This is a genomic window from Planctomycetaceae bacterium, from assembly GCA_041398785.1.
Classification (GTDB): Bacteria; Planctomycetota; Planctomycetia; order Planctomycetales; family Planctomycetaceae; genus JAWKUA01.
In genome coordinates this window covers 105,676-125,953 of record JAWKUA010000011.1, presented here as the reverse complement: position 1 = coordinate 125,953, position 20,278 = coordinate 105,676, and the positions used below count along the sequence as shown (strand labels likewise).

Below are 20,278 nucleotides of genomic sequence, written 5' to 3'. Positions count from 1 at the left end.
GGACGCTTTCCTGCTACAAGGAGGTCAATGCTGCACACTCGTCGTATGGCCGTCACGCCAGCCGATTCTTCGGGTCTTCTTTCCGGCACATTCGTGCTGTGTTCTCCCGTGATTGATCTGCGTTGACTGCTGCGCGGTGCGCCGCATGCTGATGACTGGTTCGTCAGATTTCGGATGAGAAGTCGTGCTTTCGGGCTGGCTGAATGGAGCTGGTTTGGCAGGCGGTTTCTCTTCCGTGATTCAGCGGACAGGATCGGACAGTTGTGCTGTCGGAACAGTGCGATTGACGGAGTCGCCGCGTACGAAGCGCGGTATTCATCTGGATGATTTTCTTTCGAAGGGGAGAGTCTCGAATGATTCGGGCACAGGCAGAGTGGATTGTTTGCAAGCGCGATGGACGCCGGGTTCCTTACAACGCCGGGCTGATCGGCCGGGCGATTGAAAACGCATTTCGTGCCGAGCTGAACCTTGCCGAAAACCAGCCGCTGGACGATGACACCAGGGGTGAAATTCAGCAGATCGTGAATTCGGTCGCCGCTGAAGTTTCTCACGCGGCGGCCACCGACGACGGCACAACGGTTGAACACATTCAGGATATTGTTGAACTGCAGTTGATGAAGCGCGAGCACTACCGTGTTGCTCGGCGCTACATCGTCTACCGGGCGGAACATGCCAAGATTCGCTCGCTGCAGGCTCACGCAGGTCTGGAAGATGACGCCGAATCGACACCGCGGCTGAGCGTCAAGCTGGAAGACGGCGTGCGGGTTCCCTTCGATTCCCGCCGCATCCGCACTCGCCTGGAAAAAGCCTGCCACGGTCTGGCCGATTGCGATGTTGACGTGCTGCTGGAAGAAGTGATGAAGTCGGTTTACGACGACATCAGCGTGGCGGAAATCTACCGAGCCATGATTCTGGCCGCCCGCATGCGCATTGAGCGGGATCCTGCCTATGACGTTGTCGCCGCGCGGCTGCTGCGAATGGTGATCGCCAACGAAGCTCTGGGCAGCGCTCCTTCCGATCCGGACGACTTCGAACGGCTGTACCGCAATCAGTTCGAACACTACATCATCGACGGAATCGTCGCCGAACGCCTGACCCCCGACCTGCGGCAGTACAACCTGACTCGCATTGCCGCCGCGCTGCGGCCGGAACGAGACGACCTGTTCAAGTACCCCGGAATGCAGGCGGTTTACGACCGCTATCTGCTGCACATCGATGGCCGGCGCATCGAAACGCCGCAGTATTTCTGGATGCGCGTCGCGATGGGGCTGGCGATGGGAGAGTCAAAAGTCGAGAGTCGAGAGCTGAGAGCAAACGCAGGCTCCGGCAAGGCGCCATTAACGCGAGAGGATCGCGCGATTGAGTTCTACAACATGCTGTCGACGATGCGGTTCACGTCCGCCACGCCGACACTGTTCAATTCGGCGACACTGCATCCGCAGCTCAGTTCGTGCTATCTGTCGACCGTCAGTGACGATCTGGAGCACATCTTCAAGAGCGTGTCGGACAACGCCCGGCTGAGCAAATGGGCGGGCGGACTGGGTAACGACTGGACCAGCATTCGCGCCACGAACGCTCACATCAAAGGCACCAACGGCCGCAGCCAGGGCGTCATTCCGTTCCTGAAGGTCGTCAACGACACCGCGGTCGCCGTCAACCAGGGCGGCAAACGCAAGGGAGCGGTCTGTTCCTATCTCGAATCGTGGCACATGGATGTCGAAGAGTTCATGGATCTGCGGAAGAACACCGGTGACGACCGGCGGCGAACTCACGACATGCACACCGCCAACTGGATTCCTGACCTGTTCATGAAGCGAGTTCAGCGGGAACAGGAATGGACACTGTTCAGCCCGGACGAAGTTCCCGATCTGCATGATCTGTACGGCAAAGCGTTTGAGGAACGCTATGAGGAATACGAACGGCTGGCCGATGCCGGCAAGATTCGGATGTTCCGTCGTCTGCCCGCCATGGAACTGTGGCGACGAATGCTGACGCGACTGTTCGAAACCGGACATCCCTGGGTCACGTGGAAGGATCCGTCCAACGTCCGTTCTCCGCAGGACCACGCGGGAGTCGTTCACAGCAGCAATCTGTGTACGGAAATCCTGCTGAATACGTCACCGACGGAAACCGCTGTCTGCAACCTGGGCTCCATCAACCTGCGTGCCCATATCGTTGACGGCGAACTTGACCTGAAGATGCTCGAAGAAACCGTTCGCACCGCGATGCGGATGCTGGATAACGTCATCGACATCAATTTCTATCCAACGGAAGAAGCAAGAACGTCCAACCTGAAACATCGCCCGGTCGGCCTGGGCATCATGGGCTTCCAGGACGCTCTGGCGGCAATGAACTTCAGCTACGCCAGCAAGCAGGCCGTTGAGTTCGCTGACCACAGCATGGAAGCGATTTCGTACTTCGCGATTCTGGCTTCGTCCGAACTGGCTGCCGAACGAGGCACGTATGACACGTACTCCGGGTCGAAATGGGATCGCGGCCTGCTGCCGATCGATACGCTCGACCTGCTGGAACGCGAACGCGGCTCGGCCATCGACGTCGACCGATCCGCTCAGATGGACTGGGACATTGTCCGCAAGGCCGTCGCCGAAAACGGCATGCGAAACAGCAACTGCATGGCGATCGCTCCCACAGCGACGATCAGCACGATCATCGGCGTGTCTCAGTCGATCGAGCCGATCTACAAGCACCTCTACGTGAAGAGCAACCTGTCCGGCGAGTTCACTCACGTGAACACGTCGCTGGTGACGGAACTCAAGGAACGGGGCCTGTGGGACGCCGATATGCTGGATTCCCTGAAGTACTACGACGGTACGCTGACCGAGATCGACCGCGTTCCGGCCGACATCAAGGCCCGGTATCTGACGTCGTTCGAGGTCGAGCCGAAGTGGCTGATCGAATGTGCGGCGCGACGTCAGAAGTGGATCGACATGGGCCAATCGCTGAATCTCTACATGTGCGAACCCAGCGGCCGAAAACTGCACGAAATGTACTTCCTGGCCTGGAGCAAAGGTCTGAAAACAACGTACTACCTGCGCACGCTGGCGGCGACTCAGATTGAGAAGTCGACAGTGGACGTCAACAAGTACGGCGTTCAGCCGCGCTGGATGAAGAACAAAAGCGCATCGGGCGACATTCAGGTGGACCGTTCGACAGTCGATTCCGTCGGCCGAGTGGACCAGCCCGCATCCGCCGTCGCCTCACCTCATCTGACCGCCGGCAACAGCAAAATCCCGGTGAGTGTTCCGCCACAGACATGACAAACGTCAAAGCATCATGCAGTCTGGACGATCCGGAATGCGAAGCGTGTCAGTAGGTGAGTGAGGGAACAGTGAACAGGGAATCGTAAATAGTCCCGGTCGCTGTTCTCTCGATGGGTCACGGTTGTCCAGGTGGGCACGGAAAACGACCGACCGCGTCCAAGCCGGTTGGGCTGTGTCACTTTCACAAGGCTGGCGATCTTCACGTCTGGGATTCAATGTGATCTCCGGTCAGCAAGCGGTTCCGATCATGTTGTCATGCATCAACTTTTGACATCACCACGCCAGAAGGAGTTTCGTGCACGGTATGTCGTTGTTCCGCAGCATGAAGACTTCATTGCAGACAATGCGTCGTCCGCGTCATGCACTACTTCGAGATCCACGATCGTGGCGTACCATATGATGAATGGGTGCATCGAGAAGGTTACGATGCAGCGATTCGACAATTCCTTGGCATGACCCGTCTAACGTTCAGAGCTCGCCGAGACGTTCGACCTAGCTCGTAAGATCGCAAACGGCACAAAGCACTATATTCCGGCCGAACGCGTCCCTATTCAGGTTTCTCGCCAGATTTCAGCGACGATTTCGAGCGTCCGTTGGTCGTTCAATTCCGACGCCAATCAGGAGACTTCGGCTGATTCGTTTTTGCGTTGAGATTCACCTTCTTCTTCATGCAACATGCTGCGGGAGCATTCTGAAGACTTGAATTCCAATCCGACTGTTGTTCCCTCGTTTACTATTCAGATGACGTTCTCTCTTTGAATAGGTGTTCCCGGATGCCGGAGCCCGGGAACGAGAAACCGGTTGCCACGGCATGTTTAACCGCGAGCCCGGCGATGTCGTTCGCCGTCGCTTTCTTCGGCGAGGCCGGTGGCGCGTCGGAAACAGCGAATGGTTTGCTGGTCGTCTGTCGTCGAAACCGCTAACCACCGAGCAGGTCCGAGAATCGAATCGCTCGCCAGGGCTCGCCGGTTAAACATTTTCACCAACTATTCCCATTCTTCCCAAAGGTGTCACGATGACCACTACTCTCTCTCCCGAACAGGAACTTCTCACCGGAACCGACGGTCGATTCAAAGCCACCGAAAAGCGGCTGATCAATTGTGCTCAGGTGGACGTCAATCAACTGATGCCCATCAAATACAAATGGGCGTGGGAACACTATCTGAACGGGTGTGCCAATCACTGGATGCCGACGGAAGTGCCCATGAACCGGGACGTCGAGATCTGGCGATCGGACAAACTGACCGACGACGAGCGTCTGGTCATCATGAGAAACCTGGGCTTCTTTTCGACGGCTGAATCACTCGTCGGGAACAACCTGGTGCTGGCGATTTTCAAACACGTCACGAACGCCGAATGCCGGCAGTACCTGCTGCGTCAGGCGTTTGAAGAAGCCGTGCATACTCACACGTTCCTGTACGTCGTCGAAACGCTCGGGCTGAACGAAGGTGAAATCTTCAATATGTATCGGGAGATCCCGACGATCGCGAAGAAGGATGCCTTCGAAATGGAACTGACGGCCGAAGTCATGGCCGACGATTTCTCGACCGAGACGTTCGAAGGTCAGCAGGCGTTTCTGAAGAACCTGATCGGTTACTACGTCATCATGGAAGGGATCTTCTTCTACAGCGGTTTTGTGATGGTACTGTCCTTCCATCGTCGCAATCTGATGACCGGAATTGGTGAACAGTTCCAGTACATTCTGCGGGACGAGACCATTCATCTGAACTTCGGCATTGACCTGATCAACGGCATCAAGTTTGAGAACCCGGAACTGTGGACGGATGAATTCCAGCAGGCGATGATTGACCGCGTACGGACGGCCGTCGAGCTGGAGATCGAGTACGCTCAGTCCTGCCTGCCTCGCGGTGTCCTGGGGCTGAACGCCGACCTGTTCCGCGACTACGTGCAGCATGTCGCCGATCGCCGGCTGGAACGCATCGGCCTGCCGACTCAGTACGGTTCACCGAATCCATTCCCGTGGATGAGCGAAACGATTGACCTGTCGAAGGAAAAGAACTTTTTCGAAACTCGCGTAACCGAGTACCAGAGCGGCGGGTCACTGAGCTGGGACTGATTCCTGATGACGATCGGAATTGATCCGAAGATCGATTACGCTTTCAAGCGATTGCTGGCGAGTTCCGACCATACCGCCATCACGATTCATTTCCTGAACGCCGTGTTGTCGGAAGGACCGAGGATTCAACACGTCGAACTGCTGAATCCCTTTGTTCCTCACGAAGCCGAGGACGGCAAGCTGGCGATTCTGGATGTTCGAGCCCGCGACGATGCCGGTCGCTGGCTGAACATTGAGATGCAGACGACGGCTCCGGCAGAACTGCCGGAGCGGCTGGCGTTCTACGCGTGCAGTCTGTATGTCGGACAGTTGCGGCAGGGGGAAGGATACGGCGAGTTGTCTCCGGCAGTCAGCATTTGTCTGCTAAACCGAAAACTGTTTGCGGAGTCAGACCGTTTTCACCTGGACTTTCAGCTTCGTTCCCGCGACGGGGCAATTCCGCTGACGAGCGGATTGCAGATTCACCTGATTGAATTGCCGAAGTATACTGTGCCGGAAAGGGTTCCGTCCGATTTTGTGATGACGGCCAGCCCGCTGGAAAAGTGGATTTGGTTCTTTCGCTACGCTTCACAGGTCAGCGAGTCGCAGATCGCGGCGTCACTTGCAGATCCGGTTTTCAACGAAGCCGCTGGAGTACTGAGTATGATCGCTCGAACGCCCGAAGAACGTGAAGATTATGAGATGCGGCTGAAGCTGGCCCGCGACGAAGAATCCAGAATGCGGGGTGCCCGCAAGGAAGGTTTGCTGGAAGGTCGGCAGGAAGGCTTGCAGGAAGGGCGGCAGGAAGGGCGGCAGGAAGGGCGGCAGGAAGGGCGGCAGGAAGGGCGGCAGGAAGGAAAGCTGATCGGGAAGTTGCAGTTGTTGGAGCAGTTTTTGGGGCGTCCTGTATCGAGTGACTCGACCCTGTCGGGGCTGCCGCTGGCCGAACTGGAGCAGCGAGTCGCTGATTTGCAGGCTCAGCTGCGCAACCGCAGTTGAGCGAGACAAGTTCCGCGCGTGTATCTCGACGACTGAGGTTTTCGATCCTGCGTCTCGGGTCAACCGGCGTCGACAGCGGGTGCATTGCTTTCGAAGGGGAGCGCCGCTCGAATTGCCGTGAAACTGCCCGTCCAAAATCCCGGTCTGTCAATTGGCTCACGATCCGGGCGCTGGTGATGCAGTTCCGTCGAAGTCGTGTTGCCACAGGTTGCAGACTTGCTCAAGCCCGGTAGGCTCATGCGATTCGGCAATTCTGCGGCAAGCTGTTGCGCGGCTGAAGATTCAATCGCGCCCGAAGGACGGCGGCAACGGAGGGATTCCGATCGTGCCTTATCGAATACGCCGCGGTCCCGTCCTCCGGCTGTCGAATCATCGTGTTGGCGGAATCGCACCGCAGTCAGGAAAACTCATTTCGCGATCGAGTTTCGGCAGCGGGCCGAGTCAGCGGTATCCGACGAAGTCAATCGAAGAGGAAGACCAGGCATGTCTCTGGACCCGGAGGATCCCAGAATCGACGACGGCATCCGGCTTTTCAATCAGCGGGAATTCTTTGCCAGCCATGACGTCTTTGAGGACCTCTGGATGGAACTTGTCGGGCGGGAAAAGACCTTCGTTCAGGGTCTGATTCACGGCGCTGTTTGCCTGCATCATTTTGAAGGCAGCAACCTGACGGGCGCCCGAAAAATGTACGGCAGTTGCACATGCTATCTGCGACCATTTCAGCCGCGGTTTGCGGGGATCGATGTACAGCGTCTGTTGGACGACATGGAACTGTGCTTTGCGGAATTGCTGGCCGTGGAACGCGGCTATCCGCACGGAGTAGTGCTGAAACCGGAGCTGATCCCGCGGATTGTTCGCCGGCGGTGACGTGCCATCGTGTTGCAGCATTCCAGTTGCCGGGACTTGAAGAATCGCATGCCGCCGGGAGAATCTTTCCGCTGGCATCCAGGGTGCCGGCATTATGCTGCCGTTGGCGCTGGCGGCGGACGGCAGGATTCTGCTCTTCCGCCGCGGTGTCTGATGTCTTGATTGAGGTTTGTCCGGCACGCGGGTGTGGCGGACCGTCGAATTGCTGTGGCTTGGCAAAAGACCGAACGTGACAACGTGAGGGAACTCAGGAGAATCAATGGGAATGTCGGAAACTTCGCCGCGGGAGGAGCAGTTCACGGAATTCGAACTCGGCGAGTTCCAGCTCGACGGATTTGTCATCGTTCGCAGTCTGATTCCGGAATCGTACTGCAACCGAATCCTGGCGGTGACACATCGCGATTCGGCCGCTCACTTTGGCGACATTGAATATGAAGCGGACCTGAATTACCCGGGAGCCCCCACGTCGCGAGATTCTGTCGGGGGCCGGACGATTCGGCGATTGAAGCAGGCATTCAGCCGCGATCCGGTGTTTTCCGAACTTGTCAAAGAGCGATTTCTTTTGAATCGTCTCAAGCAGGTGCTGGGGCCGCAGGTCGTGATGCCGCTGGCCCACCACAACTGCATCATGACCAAGCATCCGCGATTCAGCAGTGACACCGGCTGGCACCAGGATATTCGTTACTGGTCGTTCATGCGGCCGGAGCTTATCAACGCGTGGATTGCGCTGGGCACGGAGACTCTGCAGAACGGTTGCCTGCGGCTGCTTCCGGGAACGCACACGCAGCCGCTTCGGCGCGACCAACTGGACGACGATCTGTTTTTGCGGGAAGATCTGGAAGAGAATCAGAACTGGCTGCAGACGGCCGTGGTGGCGGAACTTCAGCCCGGCGACGTTTTGTTCTTTCACGCCCGCAGCTTTCACGCGGCAACTCGAAACTATTCGGACGAAACAAAGTACTCAGCCGTATTCACGTTCCGTTCGATGGACAATCTGCCGCTTCCGGAAACCCGATCGGCCGCGCTGCCGGAACTTTTGCTGTTGTGAGGATGGCATCATGGCGTTGACGAAAAGTTCGGTTTCGTTCGGGATGCCGTTGTCGGAATCCGCGTCGGCGAACGTTGTGCCGGATTCACCGTTTCGCATTCTGTTGCTGGGTGACTTCGGTGCAGCGAAGTCGTGGAACAAACCGGTGTCGGTTGACCGCGACAATCTGGACGAAGTGTTCGCGCGGCTGGATGTTCGGTGTACGACATCGCTGGATGCCGGCGCCCCGCCTGTTGACATTGCTTTTTCGGAACTGGAAGACTTTCACCCGGATCGACTCTATTCCCGTCTGAAACTGTTTTCCGCACTGCGCAGTCGACGGGAGCGGCTTTCCGATTCGGCGACATTCGAAGACGAGGCAGCGCTGATCCGGGCTTCCGATTCCCGTTCAGATTCGCAGCCACCCGCGCCGGAATCACCTGTTAACGAATCGCCGGCCAACGCAGACGTCACCGCCGATCTGCTGGCGGGAGCGATTGCTCAGACACAGGCGGCTTCCAAACCGCTGATGCAGCAGATCGTGGAAGGCAACGTCGACTGGGACGCCTATGTTCGGCAGCTCGTCGAACCCTATGTCGTCGCCCGAGCCGATCCGCGTCAGGCGGAGTTCATCGCCGGCGTCGATGAAGCCATCGCCGAAACCATGCGACGTCTGCTGCACAGCCCGAGTTTCCAGCAGCTCGAAGCCGCCTGGCGGGGAGTCGAGTTTCTGATCCGCCGACTGGAAACGGACCGTTCGCTGCAGGTCTTTCTCGTAAACGTTTCGAAGCAGTCGCTGTCCGACGATCTGTTCAGTACTGAAGATCCAGCAGCAACGCGGCTGTACAAACTCGTTGCTGAATCCGCGACCGTTCCCGGTGCGGAACCGTGGACTCTGGTGCTGGGCAATTTCGAATTCGGCCTTTCCGATGACGACTGCCGACGACTTGGCCGACTGGCGTCCATTCACAAGGCAGCGGGATCCGCCTTTGTTGCCGGGGCACTTCCGGAAATCATCGGATGTGCCGGATTCGACGCGGCCCCGGATCCCGATGACTGGGTTCAGCCGCCTTCGGAAAAAACCGAGGCATGGGATTTGGTTCGGGCGTCGTCGGCGGCGAAGTATGTCGGATTGTCCCTGCCGCGAATCCTGGCTCGTCAGCCCTACGGCAGGGATTCCAATCCGATCGAATCGTTTGCCTTTGAGGAAATCCCCGACGGTACTCAGCATGGCGCATTTCTGTGGATGAACAGCGCGTTCGGCCGGGTCTGCCAGCTTGGGCAGGCTTTTTCCGAAGCCGGGTGGGATGTAACTGCCGCCTTCAATGATGAAATCGATCATCTGCCGGTCTTTCTGTTTGATGATGACGGCGAAGAAACCGTCAAGCCGTGCGCGGAAGCGTCGCTGAGCCTTCGTGCGGCGAAGAAGATTGCGGCGTGCGGTCTGTCAGTGGTGCTGTCTGTCCGCGACGAAGGCAAAGTGTTGATGCCCGGACTGCGTTCGCTGGCACTGGATGAAACTCAGCATCTTACCGGTCGCTGGCTTCCGCCGCGCTAGACACTATGACGACAGACGATTTCGCTCAGTACCGCCATGTCGCCCGTGCGGGCCATGTGCCTTCGTTCGACACGCCGCCAAGCAGCCCGCCGATCTATCAAACGGCGGCCTTCGACATTCCCGACCCCGAATTCCTGGCCGCGATGCGTGCCGGTGAGGCGTCCGGATACGTCTATACACGCGACGGAAATCCAAACCACGCCGCGCTGGCTGCCACGATCGCAAAGATGGAAAACGCGGAAGCCGGAGCGGTGTTCGCGTCCGGAATGGGAGCGATCGCGGCCGTGCTGCTGAGTCTTGCCGGCACCGGCGATCATATCGTGGCATCGCGACTGCTGTACGGTCGGACGTCGCAGTTGCTCGAACGCTTCACGCACCAATTCGGCATCGAAGTTTCATCAATCGATGTTGGTAACCCCGATGCCGTCAAAGCCGCGGTTCGAGCGAATACTCGACTCTGCCTGGTGGAGACCATTTCCAATCCGCTGCTGGACGTGGTGGACATCGCTGCCGTGGCGAACGCACTGGGTCGGATTCCGCTGGTCGTCGACAGCACGTTCACGACGCCGGAACTGATCCGTCCGCTGGATCACGGAGCATCAGTGGTGATCCACAGCGCATCAAAGTACCTGAATGGTCACGGCGACGTGATGCTGGGAGTCGCGGCCGGGTCCGGTTCGCTGATGAAATCCGCAGCAGAAACCGCCAGCCAGTTTGGCCAAAACGCAAATCCCTTCGAAAGCTGGCTGACTCAGCGAGGCCTGCGAACTCTGCCGCTGCGAATGAAGCAGATTTGCGAGACCACAAATCGACTGGCGAAGTTTCTCGCCGGTCATCCGTGTGTCCGGCGGGTCTGTCATCCTGCCGTGAATTCTCACCCTGGCTATGACACGGCTCGCCGACTTTATCCCAACGGCACCGGCGGCATTATTTCCATTCTGTTGGCGGACGATTCCGAGGCCGCCGTTGCACGATTCATGCGAGCGGCTGAACAGATTCCGTTTTCACCGACGCTGGCTGACGCGCGGACAACAGTGTCTCACCCGGCATCGACATCGCACCGCTACATGACGGTTCAACAGCGAACCGACCTTGGCATCACCGCCGGACTCATGCGCCTGTCCGTAGGCCTGGAACCCTTCGAACTGCTCAGGCACGAACTGGACCAGGCGCTGCGCAACTGTTCCTGATCCCGCCGACTCGACAAAGCACAGACGCGTTCGATGTCAATCGAAACCGGCGGGTTCTGCCGGGGCGAAATCGTTCGGAAAACTTCGTCGATTGCGACCTTGCTCGTTTATTGGACGGGCTGTATTCTTTCGTCCGTTCGATGAGTTTCAGCGGTCGCTGAAGCAGGTGTCGTTCTTCCAGACGATGCGACTGGTCAGTGAACGGCACTGCGACAACAAGACACTTCTCCCAAGCTCTGCCAGACCGACTTGCAGCGAAATGAGTTGACCCTACAGATTTCACCCTAAGGGAACCCGGACGTTCCGGCCGACTGTCACGCCGACTATGATCGGATCACATGACCCGGGCGGTGGGTGCCCACTTTATCTGTTTAAAACGGGCGTCAACCGGATTTTGCAGCAAGCGGTCTGGACAGAGTTTTTTTTGCTCTTGTCCACGCCGCGGGATCTCCACATCAGGCAGACGTTGGAATCGCCGGGACCGCGGCAGGGTGATTTGTCCGGGCGGCCGCGGTGATCTTCGGCTGGCATTTGAAGCCGCCGCCTTCCGGCCAGAGGCGTCGCCGCACCGCAAAACCGCGCAAACGGTCTGGTGCCAAATAATCGGGAACCCGCACCGGAACGCGGGACTCAGCGTTCCGAGCCAGCAAGCATCGCGTGAAATCCTGACCGGATGCTTTCCACGGCTTCACTGAACGGGCCGGGCAGAGTGGCACCGGACGCCAGCTTGTGTCCTCCGCCGCTGAACTTTTCCGCCAGAGCCGCCACGTCGTAGGGAGGCCGGCAGCGCAGGCTGAACTTCACCATTCCGGACTGCAGTTCCACGGCGATGAATGCGGCTTCGGAACCCGCGACGGTCAGACATTGATTGACCAGACTTTCGGTATCCGATGGCAGCGCTTTCGTTTCTTCGAAATCGGTCTTGTCGGCGGAAATCCAGACCAGTCGGCCGTCGCATTCGGTGTGAATTCTCGACAGCACGCGACCCGCCAGCCGCACCTGAGCCAGCGACCTTTGTTCATTGACAAGTCCGTACAGAACGTGCGGTTCAGCGCCGCACTGCATCAGTGAGGCGGCGATTTTCATCGTGCGCGCGGTTGTGGACGGAAACCGGAACCAGCCCGTGTCGGTGGCGATCGCGGCGTACAGAAACGCGGCAGTGTCGGCGTCGAATTCGATCCCCAGTGCCTGGGCGGCTTCGAAGATCAGTTCGCCGGTCGCTGCCGCTTCAATGTCCCTGAATTCCGTGGCTCCCAGGTTGTCGGAACTGATGTGGTGATCGATCACCACGCGAATGCCGCCTGCCTTCTGGACAACGTCCGCCATAGCACCCAACTGCTGCCAGGCGCTGGTGTCGACGACGATGCACACGTCGGTTTGCGGGATGTCGGCCTTCTCCAGATCTTCGCCCAGCTTGCAGACGGTACCGTTTCGGTTCATGAACAGCAGATTCTGCGGCGGAGCCGTGGCGTTCAGGATTGTGACCCTTTTTCCGAACGCCTGCAGAATCGCCGCCATACCCAGTTCGGATCCCAGAGCATCCGCATCGGGTCGGACGTGGCTGGTAATCAGAAACGACTGATGGTTTTCGATGATGCTCCGCAGCGGAGCCCAGTCGAGCTCAGGCACAGGATCGCTTTCGGAAGAAGCATGCTGACGGCATGGGTGCGGCCGAAGAGATCTCCCGCGAGCAACAATCCGGGCATCGGCGAGCAGAAAGCTAGCACATGCCGATTCGATCAACAACAGGCGGAGAATCCGCGATTCTACTTCGGAATGACGAGCGTTTGTCCGGGGCGGATGACGTTCGGATTGGGGCCGATGGTGGCACGGTTCGCTTCATAGATCCGGTTCCATCGCGACGCCGTGCCGTAGTAGTGCAGCGCGATCGCCGACAGCGTGTCACCGCGGTTGACGCGATAATGAATCGGTCCGGGACAGTCTCGCAGAATCTCCCGCGCGACTCGCCGATATTCGGCCACCGTATCGTGAGCCGCCACCGCCGCCGCTTCCAGCGACCGAAATGCGTCGCCGATGTCCTGCTGGATCAGATTCTGCACCAGAGCAAAATCTGTCCGCGGATACCACGTTCCGTTGTGGAACACATCCTGAATGACTCCGTAGGGTGTGAATTCCGCTTCCAGTTGATCCATCAGGTCACGATTGTCATTGGCGTGACCGATTTCGTGAGCGGTCCATTTTCGCTGTTCGCACGGAGTCAGGCTGCTGGAAATGAAGATCTCCTGACTCAGGTCGATCCGCAGCGTGCCGAAGTCGAAACTGAATTCCGGCCCGGAAGCACCGTGCCGCTGCTTGAAGGAAATCCCCGTCAGATCAATTCGGATTTGCGGAAGAGTGAAGCCGACTGCCAGGCTGTTGCCGGAAACCGCTACGACCCTGGCCTCACTGACGATCTGCGGAGCCGGAATGACGCCCTTGGAAATTGCGACGACGAGAGCCATGTTGTGTGTCCCTTCGTGAATCTGAGCCGCAGGAGTGCGCCGCGCGTGGACGAAACAATCGGGGCGCGGCGATGAACCGCTATTTTCGAACCGACAGAGCTGCGGTTGCGTGGAGTTTCGCGAAAAGGCATGCACCGAAGATGGTGCGGTCCTGGCGCGCGATGAGGCGCGCTGCGTGCCATGTCGCGCGGATGCGTGTCACCTGGCTTGCCGCAAACAAGAGTCGACACCGTATCCGCGGCGGTCTGCGATCGACGACGCGAAAAGATGTGTGGCGGTCGCACTGTCGCGTCATTTGCCATTCGACAGCGTCCCCGATTCGCCGCGGACGATGGCCTGAAACTGCTTCAGCATTTCCGAATCGCCGATGCGTTTCAGGTTTTCGGCCAGAACCACATTGTCGGCGATTCGCAGGAACCGTTCATATTTCACGATCCGTTTTTGTTCGTCGGCGACCGGCTGTCGGTTGTCCGCCAGTGCGCGGTAGCGGCTGTAATCCGGATGACCTTCAAGTGCGGCAATGAATTCACTGCTGCGAACGGTCAGCAGGTCGATAGCTCCAGGATTCAGCAGGTTGGCGAGTTCCGGCCAGCGTTTTTCCAGATCGGCCGCGATGCGGCGCCGCAATTCGTCGGCAGGATCGTTCCTTCGGCGTCCCCGAAACCGACCGCGTCCTCGTCGGGGCTGTGCTTCGCGGCGCGCCGTGGAGACTCGATCCGAACCCGTCAGGCCAAGCTGTTCGGACAAGCCTTCCAGGATCGCGGACTCGGACGGTGTCGCCAGGCTCAGGATCCGATCATACGGCTCCGCATCGGTCAGAAGGTCGGACTCGGCAGCGCCGATCCGGCTGTTGACGTCCAGGAATTCGCTGGACGTTGTCACGGGCACATCGATCGTATCCGCGGTCAGCATCGTGTACGCGTGTGCTTCGTCGAATGAAACCACGCCGTCGCTGTTGTAGTCAGGAGCCCTGATTGCCGCGCCGCTGCGATCCTGTCCGGACAGCGCTGCGAAGAAATAGGTGCTGTATTCCACATAGCTGGCCTCGTCGACTTCCGGAGTGCAGCCGGCGGCCGGCCGATCATGCACCGTCGCGAAGAAGCCGCATCGAGCCTGCCGCGACACCCCTCTCGCGGGATCACCGTCGTTGAAGATGTAGCGCGCGAAGCCTCCGGCGTAGCACTGCACCATGATCGTGACCACCTGCACGCCCGCGGGCAGTCGGTCGAGCATGCGGACGAATTCCGCCATTTTGACGCTGGTGTTGTTCCAGGTTGCGATCGACGTGTTGAACGCGTTGTTTCGGTCATCGCTGCGGTGTCCGTGAGCCGTCACATACAGCACAAGCCGGTCACCGGACTTCATGCGGCTGCCGGTCTCTGCAAACCATTGACGGATATTGGCGGGACTGGCAGCGGCCCTGACGCGAGGAATCTGATGATTGCGGTAGAAGAGTCCCAGGTCGTCATCGCTGCCGAAGAACTCCGCCATCAGCCGGTTGGCCTTTGGAACGGACTGAGGATCAACCACCTGAACGTCGGGAGTCGAATCTGCGCCATCGGAGAAATAGATGTCATTGGATCGTTCCCCCAGATGCAGGTCCGCCAGAGTTCGCTGAAACAGCCGAACGTTGTTTTCGAGCGAAACCTGATTCTCCGTCTGCGTGTAGCCGCCGCCGATTGTCAGGAAGAAGTCTTCGGCTGTTGCGAAGTTCCCGACGCTCGCCGTCAGACTTACGGCGACAAACAAAGTTGCTGGCTTGAACATCATGCGATGTCTCACGGTAAGTGGTCAGGCAGGCTCGGCCGCCCGATTGTAGCCCATCGCGCATCGTTTCCGCAGTCCGTTGCGGGTGACTTCGCGATCGGCCGGTCGGCTCCGTGGTCTGCGGAGGCGTCGATGGAATGGACTGGCTGCCACGGGTTATTCGAGTGATCCTGCGGCCACGAAACCGAATTGAACCGTCCCTGGCGAACCGGTACGCTGCCAGCCACCAGCGAGGAATCGCGTGATTTCGGCTGTTGAAGGGTCGCAGGCTGTTGTCCGGACGCCGCGGATCTGCCGATTCCGGAATCGCCTGATGCACTGGCTAACGTGTTTTGATCTGTGGCGCTGGCTGAGCCGGTGCGCTTGCGCCGCGGATTGTCTGGCTGCGGCAGTCGCAAACAACTCATCAATGTCAGTGCTGATGCAGTGCTGACAGAGAACTTGTGGAAGTGAATTCATGCGTGATCGTCGGCGAGGCTTTACACTGATTGAACTGCTGGTCGTGATCGCGATTATCGCGGTTCTGGTTGGGTTGCTGCTGCCGGCCGTTCAGCAGGCGCGGGAAGCTGCCCGTCGAACTCAGTGTCGCAATCGACTGAAGCAGCTTACTCTGGCGGTTCACAACTATGCCGACGTCTACATGGGACATCTGATTCCCTACGTCATTGAAGATCAGGCTCGCCTGAATTTTCTGCAGACGTTTTCCGGCAGCCAGGGGACGGCACAATTCTGGTTCGGCAGGGTCGACTATCGTGAGCCGGACCCGGAGCAACAACTGAATTTTGCCGCCGGACCGCTGAGCCCGTTTATGGAAACGAACTACTCGGCGTTTCAATGTCCGAACTTCGGTCCGGGGCAGATGGACGCGGTGCATTTTGGGCGTCCGGCATCCGGCTTCGGTTTCAACGGTCACTTTTTTTCGCGGTCGTCCGGCATTGAATGGCCGCCTCCGACCTATGCGGCACGGCTCAGCGGGCAACCCGTTACTCGCCGGTTTCGCGACTTTGCGTCGACGTCACAGACTCTGGTGTTTGCCGATAGTGCTCAGGTGAAGGCGGTCAGCTTCAGTCCGCCTGCGTTCAGCTTTGAAGAAACCTGGCTGCTGGAACCGCCGAGTCACAACTTCCCCAACGTGCATTTTCGCCACAGCGATTCGGCGAACGTGTCGTTTCTGGACGGCAGCGTTCGCGGGTTTGCTTTCGCGACTCGTGTGGAAGTCCCTGGCGACAATTTTCTGTCTCAGCAGCAGGCGGATCGCATGGATGAGGAGCGTCTGGGATTCGTGAGCGAAGGGACGCTGGACAACCCGCTGCGCCGCGACGAGCTCTACGACCGGGAATGACGCGACGGACGCGAATTCCTTCGATGTCGTCTGCAGGTGATGCTCGGACGTCGCGGAAACCGCACGAGTTGCCTTCCTGCCACATGCCGGAGCAACCGGAACAACTCACGCGACGGCAACCGCAGAAGTGTACCAATACGCACTGTCGCAGGTGATTGGTGTGTCCTGAATCGCTGATCCGTGAATCTGCTTGCAAAGTTCACGCAACCGAAGTCAGCTTGACGGCGATAATCGCCTGCCTACGATTCATCGGCGTCATGGAACCAGGGTGCGGCACACGGCACGGCGGCTTAGCGATGTCATTTCCGACTGGATGACCGGAGGACACCGCGAAACCCGAATCTCCTCCTTCCCGTGCGTGCCGCACTCCTGCGACGTCATCAGACTTCTTAAACCGACCTGCGACCTGCTTTCTTCCGGTAACCAAACCCAATGAAACGAATGGGTGTCTGAGCGGTTTGTGATGCGCGGTCTTCGGATCGCGGAAAACGGCGTTCAGACTGCCTTGGACAACGAAAGCCAGATCGCCTCATGGAGCCAACCATGGAGTGACTCGTCCATTGCCGACGGTCAGTCCTCCACGGACGGGTTACTGCGAAAGTGAGGTGTCACATGGCAACTGTCACTCCCGCGACCGAAACGCTGAACGAGGAACTTCGGCCGGCGTGCGACATCTATCCGCCGGGCGTTCCGCATACGCTGGACTATCCCGACATTGCTGCCTGGGGCCTGCTGGATCGTGCCGCTCGTCTGCTGCCGAAGCACACAGGCTGTCTGTACAACAATGTTGCCTGGTCCTGGGAGGAACTGAACCAGGCTGCCTGCAAAACCGCCGCGATGCTGAAGCGGCAGGGTATCGAACCCGGTGATCGAGTCGGTCTGCTGCTGCCCAACATCCCCGAATACCTGATCGCTCTGAACGGAATCTGGCCGCGCGGGGGAGTCGCGGTCGCCATCAGTCCGCTGTGCGTCGCCGAAGAAGTCACGGCTCTGGTGAACGCCACCGACTGCAGGCTGGTCGTGTCTCTGGACATGCTGGCTCATCTGCTGACCACAACCGGCGGCGATGAAGACGACGAACTGCCGCCGAAGATCCTGTTCATCTCACTGCGTCACGGATTGTCCGTCTTCGAGCAACTGGGATATCTGGTCCTTCGAAGAAAGAAGACCGGTCGGTGGTGGATGGAAGCCGGCGAACGCATCGGCTGGTTCTGGGACGAAGTCGGCCGGTTTGACGCTGACGAACCGCAGCATGTTCCGGCCGACATCGACCCGGCCACGACCCCGGCTTACATCCTGGCGACGGGTGGCACAACCGGGATGCCAAAAGCGGTCACGCTGAGTCATCGCAATATGGTCGCCAATGCCTGGCAGCAGTATTTCTGGGCCGGAGCATCCGTCGGCCAGGAACGGCTTTTGTCGGTGCTGCCGTTCTTCCACAGCTATGGCCTTTCGACAAACGTGATGGGCGGCGCGGCGATGGCCGCGACTCTGATTATGGATCACCGGTTCAACGTCCGTCAGGCCATTCGTCTGATCGAGACTTACCGGCCGACGGTGTTTCACGCCGTGCCGGCGATGCTGGTGGCGATGAACGAACATCTGCGGACTCGCAAAGCGGACCTGACGTCAATCAAGTGGGTGATTTCCGGAGGTTCGACGCTGCCAGTCGCTGTCGGCGAAGAGTTCGCCGCGCACACGGGTGCCATCGTTGTGGAAGGTTATGGTCTTTCTGAAGCATCGCCGGTCACGCACGTCGGTCCGCTGAATGAGAATGCCCGGTACGGCACGATCGGCCTGCCGCTGCCGGACACCGAATGCCGTCTGGTCAGCACCGAAGACGGCCGGACGGAAGTGGGAAAGGGAGAATCCGGCGAACTGCTCGTCCGCGGGCCTCAGGTGATGCTCGGCTACTGGAAGAACGACGAAGCGACACGTCAGGCGATTCACGACGGCTGGCTGTCCACCGGCGACATCGCAGTACGAACGCCCGAGGGCCTGTATCAGATCGTCGACCGCAAGAAGGATCTGATCATCACGTCGTCCTTCAACGTTGTTCCGCGGGAAGTTGAGGACGTGCTGCGACGATTCCCCGGTGTGGAAGACGCCGCCGTTGTCGGAGTACCCGACGAACACCGCGGTGAAATCGTCAAGGCATTCATCGTGATGAAAGACGCGTCAAAGTGGGACGAAGACGCCATCAATCATTTTTGCCGCGAACATCTGGCCGCTCACAAGCGACCCAGAGCTCTGGAGCGCTGTGACAGTCTGCCGAAGAACTTTCTGGGGAAGGTCATCCGACGACATCTGCGAGAGGACAAGACGTAGCTCATCCTGAACAACGCATCACGACGGTATCGAGGGACCCGCATCATGAACCAGCCGCTTGCCATTATCGCCGGAATTCGCACTCCGTTCTGCAAGGCGTTCGGGCAGTTCGCTGATGTCTCCGCCGTTGATCTGGGTGTCGCCGCGACGAAGGAAGTTCTGAATCGAATCGACGTGACTCCCGACGACGTTGACGAACTGGTCTTCGGCAATGTTTCGATGCCGGCCGATTCCGCCAACATCGCGCGCGTGATTGCTTTGAAGGCCGGCATGCCTCACGATCGCGTTGCTCACACGGTCAACCGCAACTGCGCGTCGGGGATGGAATCCATTCTCAGCGGCTGGCAGATTCTCCGCGAAGGTCGAGCCCACACGATCATCGCCGGCGGCACGGAATCGATGTCGAACATCCCGATGCTGGTCAGGCCGGAGACCGCTCGACTGCTGATCCAGGCCGGACGAGCGAAATCATTCCTGCAAAAACTTCGCGCGTTCGCAAAGCTGCGGCCCAGGCACCTGAAACCCGACATGGGAGTTATGCTGGGGCTGACGGATCCGGTCAGCGGTCTGAACATGGGCGAAACGGCGGAGGTTCTGGCGAAGGAATTCTCAATCACCCGGGAGGCTCAGGATCAGTTTGCGCTGGAGAGTCACCGGAAGGCATCCATCGCGCGGGAAAGCTGCTTCTTCGGCGGCGAAATTACCGGGGTTTCCGTGAAGGGCACGGACGTCAACAAAGACGATGGCCCGCGCGAGAAGCAATCCATCGAGGCGTTGCGGAAGCTGCGTCCGATCTTCGACAAGCGTGGTTCCGTCACGGCCGGCAACAGTTGCCCGCTGACCGACGGAGCCGCCGCTGTGGTTCTGATGTCCGCCGAACGAACGTCTGCCAGAGACGCGAAACCGCTGGGGTACGTGACGTCGTACGCGATCGCCGGCTGCGATCCTCGCCGGATGGGACTTGGTCCGGTTTACGCCACTGCAAAGCTGCTGAAGCAAACCGGCATGGCAATGAAGGACTTTGACCTGATCGAAATCAACGAAGCCTTCGCGGCGCAGGTGCTGGCGTGTCTGGCGGCGATGGATTCCAGGACGTTTGCTCAGAAGGAACTCAGCCTGTCGCAGCCGGTCGGTGCTGTCGACCCGGAGAAGCTGAACATTCACGGTGGAGCGATCGCTCTGGGACATCCCGTGGGAACAACCGGCACACGCATCGTTGTGACGCTGCTGCGAGCGCTGCGGGAAAAGAATCTGCGCCGGGGTCTGGCAACTCTGTGTGTCGGCGGTGGCCAGGGCGTGGCGATGGTGCTGGAAACGGAACTGTCATGAAGTATCGGGCGAAACGAAGCAGCGCGCCTTCGCGTCCGTCCATCACGGAGTGACCACTGAACAGGGATCGAC

The 20,278-nt window shown here is 58.9% G+C and carries 13 protein-coding genes; 10 read left to right on the top strand and 3 right to left on the bottom strand.

Going from position 1 to position 20,278, the window contains the following annotated elements:
• Positions 1-353 precede the first annotated feature (353 nt).
• The 7 genes from R3C19_14470 to R3C19_14440 all read left to right on the top strand — a co-directional run bounded on the left by R3C19_14470 (position 354) and on the right by R3C19_14440 (position 10,978).
• Positions 354-3,278, top strand: a complete 2,925-nt coding sequence (locus R3C19_14470; GenBank protein ID MEZ6061547.1) for a ribonucleoside-diphosphate reductase subunit alpha — start codon at positions 354-356, stop codon at positions 3,276-3,278.
• Between the two features lie 1,018 nt (positions 3,279-4,296).
• The gene (locus R3C19_14465; GenBank protein ID MEZ6061546.1) at positions 4,297-5,358 is read left to right on the top strand and encodes a ribonucleotide-diphosphate reductase subunit beta; all 1,062 of its coding nucleotides are present in this window, start codon (positions 4,297-4,299) and stop codon (positions 5,356-5,358) included.
• A gap of 6 nt (positions 5,359-5,364) precedes the next feature.
• Positions 5,365-6,336 (top strand): Rpn family recombination-promoting nuclease/putative transposase, encoded by a 972-nt coding sequence (locus tag R3C19_14460; GenBank protein MEZ6061545.1) that lies wholly within the window; start codon positions 5,365-5,367, stop codon positions 6,334-6,336.
• Between the two features lie 483 nt (positions 6,337-6,819).
• On the top strand, positions 6,820-7,203 hold the full coding sequence (locus tag R3C19_14455) for a DUF309 domain-containing protein (protein ID MEZ6061544.1): 384 nt from the start codon (positions 6,820-6,822) through the stop codon (positions 7,201-7,203).
• Positions 7,204-7,468: 265 nt separating this feature from the next.
• A complete protein-coding gene (locus R3C19_14450) occupies positions 7,469-8,251 on the top strand; it encodes a phytanoyl-CoA dioxygenase family protein (GenBank protein MEZ6061543.1) in 783 nt (260 codons plus the stop codon).
• 10 nt (positions 8,252-8,261) lie between these two features.
• A complete protein-coding gene (locus R3C19_14445) occupies positions 8,262-9,788 on the top strand; it encodes a type VI secretion system contractile sheath large subunit (GenBank protein MEZ6061542.1) in 1,527 nt (508 codons plus the stop codon).
• A 5-nt stretch (positions 9,789-9,793) separates the two neighbouring features.
• Complete coding sequence (locus tag R3C19_14440) at positions 9,794-10,978, top strand: aminotransferase class I/II-fold pyridoxal phosphate-dependent enzyme (GenBank protein MEZ6061541.1); 1,185 nt, start codon at positions 9,794-9,796, stop codon at positions 10,976-10,978.
• Positions 10,979-11,608: 630 nt separating this feature from the next.
• Here R3C19_14440 and R3C19_14435 read toward each other — a convergent pair.
• The 3 genes from R3C19_14435 to R3C19_14425 form a co-directional block, all read right to left on the bottom strand.
• Positions 11,609-12,607, bottom strand: coding sequence for a bifunctional oligoribonuclease/PAP phosphatase NrnA (locus R3C19_14435; GenBank protein MEZ6061540.1), 999 nt, complete (start codon positions 12,605-12,607; stop codon positions 11,609-11,611).
• Positions 12,608-12,744: 137 nt separating this feature from the next.
• Positions 12,745-13,440 (bottom strand): LysM peptidoglycan-binding domain-containing protein, encoded by a 696-nt coding sequence (locus tag R3C19_14430; protein MEZ6061539.1) that lies wholly within the window; start codon positions 13,438-13,440, stop codon positions 12,745-12,747.
• Positions 13,441-13,731: 291 nt separating this feature from the next.
• Positions 13,732-15,210 carry a hypothetical protein gene (locus R3C19_14425; GenBank protein ID MEZ6061538.1) on the bottom strand — a complete coding sequence of 493 codons (1,479 nt, stop codon included), beginning with the start codon at positions 15,208-15,210 and terminating at the stop codon, positions 13,732-13,734.
• A gap of 454 nt (positions 15,211-15,664) precedes the next feature.
• Here R3C19_14425 and R3C19_14420 point away from each other — a divergent pair, with 454 nt between their 5' ends.
• The 3 genes from R3C19_14420 to R3C19_14410 all read left to right on the top strand — a co-directional run bounded on the left by R3C19_14420 (position 15,665) and on the right by R3C19_14410 (position 20,206).
• Positions 15,665-16,549 carry a DUF1559 domain-containing protein gene (locus R3C19_14420; protein MEZ6061537.1) on the top strand — a complete coding sequence of 295 codons (885 nt, stop codon included), beginning with the start codon at positions 15,665-15,667 and terminating at the stop codon, positions 16,547-16,549.
• Between the two features lie 612 nt (positions 16,550-17,161).
• Complete coding sequence (locus R3C19_14415; GenBank protein MEZ6061536.1) at positions 17,162-18,877, top strand: AMP-binding protein; 1,716 nt, start codon at positions 17,162-17,164, stop codon at positions 18,875-18,877.
• A 45-nt stretch (positions 18,878-18,922) separates the two neighbouring features.
• Positions 18,923-20,206, top strand: a complete 1,284-nt coding sequence (locus R3C19_14410) for a thiolase family protein (GenBank protein MEZ6061535.1) — start codon at positions 18,923-18,925, stop codon at positions 20,204-20,206.
• Positions 20,207-20,278 lie beyond the last annotated feature (72 nt).